At 56.4% G+C, this 2,273-nt stretch carries 1 protein-coding gene; it reads left to right on the forward strand.

The genetic code is table 11. The features are described 5' to 3' along the window. Window positions 1-160 precede the first annotated feature (160 nt). Window positions 161-2,179 carry an NADPH-dependent 2,4-dienoyl-CoA reductase gene (gene fadH, locus EQY_RS0105625; RefSeq protein ID WP_000121403.1) on the forward strand — a complete coding sequence of 673 codons (2,019 nt, stop codon included), beginning with the start codon at window positions 161-163 and terminating at the stop codon, window positions 2,177-2,179. The last annotated feature ends 94 nt before the right edge of the window (window positions 2,180-2,273 follow it).

Below are 2,273 nucleotides of genomic sequence, written 5' to 3' on the forward strand. Positions count from 1 at the left end.
GGATAAGACGCGGCAAGCGTCGCATCCGGCGTTACCAATGGGCGTATTCTTTTTGAATCCCATCACAAACCCCGCACTCCCCTTTTCCCTTTTCCCCGGCGACGGCTAAATTAGAACTCATCCGACCACATAACAATTATTTTACATACTGGACAATTTTATGAGCTACCCGTCGCTGTTCGCCCCGCTGGATTTAGGTTTTACCACGTTAAAAAACCGCGTGTTGATGGGCTCAATGCACACCGGGCTGGAGGAATACCCGGACGGCGCTGAACGGCTGGCGGCGTTTTATGCTGAACGCGCCCGTCACGGCGTGGCGCTGATTGTCAGCGGCGGCATTGCACCAGATTTCACAGGCGTTGGCATGGAAGGCGGCGCAATGCTCAATGACGTCAGCCAGATCCCGCACCATCGCACCATTACTGAAGCGGTGCATCAGGAAGGCGGCAAAATTGCCCTACAAATTTTGCATACCGGGCGCTACAGCTACCAGCCGCATCTGGTGGCACCTTCCGCATTGCAGGCTCCCATCAACCGTTTCGTTCCTCATGAACTCACCCATGAAGAGATTCTGCAACTGATCGACAATTTCGCCCGCTGCGCGCAACTGGCGCGGGAGGCCGGATACGATGGCGTCGAGGTAATGGGTTCCGAAGGATATTTGATCAACGAATTTCTTACCCTGCGCACCAACCAACGTAGCGACCAGTGGGGCGGCGATTACCCTAACCGGATGCGGTTTGCCGTTGAAGTGGTGCGAGCAGTGCGCGAACGCGTCGGCAACGACTTCATTATTATCTACCGTCTGTCGATGCTAGACCTGGTCGAAGACGGCGGTACTTTTGCCGAAACGGTACAACTGGCGCAGGCCATCGAAGCGGCTGGCGCGACCATTATCAACACCGGCATTGGCTGGCATGAAGCGCGCATTCCGACCATCGCCACGCCCGTGCCGCGCGGTGCCTTTAGCTGGGTCACGCGCCAACTGAAAGGCCACGTCTCGCTGCCGCTGGTGACCACCAACCGGATTAACGATCCGCAGGTTGCCGACGACATTCTCTCGCGCGGTGATGCCGATATGGTATCGATGGCGCGACCGTTTCTTGCTGATGCGGAGCTGCTGTCAAAAGCGCAATCAGGGCGAGCCGATGAGATCAACACCTGCATTGGCTGCAATCAGGCCTGTCTCGATCAGATCTTCGTTGGCAAAGTCACCTCGTGCCTGGTGAATCCTCGAGCCTGCCATGAAACCAAAATGCCGATCCTTCCTGCCGTGCAGAAAAAAAATCTGGCGGTGGTCGGTGCCGGTCCGGCGGGGCTGGCGTTTGCCATTAACGCGGCGGCGCGTGGTCATCAGGTAACGTTGTTTGATGCGCACAGTGAGATCGGCGGTCAGTTTAATATCGCCAAACAGATCCCCGGCAAAGAGGAGTTTTACGAAACGCTACGTTACTACCGGCGGATGATCGAAGTAACAGGCGTGACGCTGAAACTCAATCACACCGTGACGGCGGATCAGTTACAGTCGTTCGATGAAACGATCCTCGCCAGTGGGATCGTGCCGCGCGTTCCGCCTATCGACGGGATCGATCATCCGAAGGTATTGAGTTATCTCGATGTACTGCGCGACAAAGCGCCGGTGGACGACAAAGTTGCCATCATCGGTTGTGGTGGGATTGGCTTTGACACGGCGATGTATTTGAGTCAGCCGGGCGAATCCACCAGCCAGAATATCGCCGGGTTCTGTAATGAGTGGGGGATCGACAGCAGCCTACAACAGGCTGGTGGCTTAAGCCCGCAGGGAATGCAGATCCCTCGTAGCCCACGGCAGATTGTGATGCTCCAGCGCAAAGCCAGCAAACCGGGACAGGGGTTAGGCAAAACCACCGGCTGGATCCATCGCACTACCCTACTCTCGCGCGGAGTGAAAATGATCCCAGGCGTAAGTTATCAGAAGATTGATGATGACGGAGTGCATGTGGTGATCAACGGTGAACCGCAAATTTTAGCGGTAGATCATGTGGTGATCTGCGCGGGGCAGGAGCCAAACCGCGCGCTGGCACAACCTTTAATCGATGCAGGAAAAACCGTGCATTTAATCGGCGGCTGCGATGTGGCTATGGAGCTGGACGCACGGCGAGCGATTGCCCAGGGAACACGGCTTGCGCTGGAGATTTAAATCGTGCATTGAAGTGCCGGATGCGACGCTTGACGCGTCTTATCCGGCCTACGGGTAACGTGCTGAACGTAGGCCGGATAAGGCGTTTACGCCG

Source organism: Escherichia sp. TW14182, from assembly GCF_000208525.1.
GTDB lineage: Bacteria > Pseudomonadota > Gammaproteobacteria > Enterobacterales > Enterobacteriaceae > Escherichia > Escherichia ruysiae.

Coding starts and splice junctions, on each gene's coding strand:
- fadH (WP_000121403.1), top strand. CDS start 161: ATGAGCTACCCGTCGCTGTTCGCCCCGCTGGATTTAGGTTTTACCACG.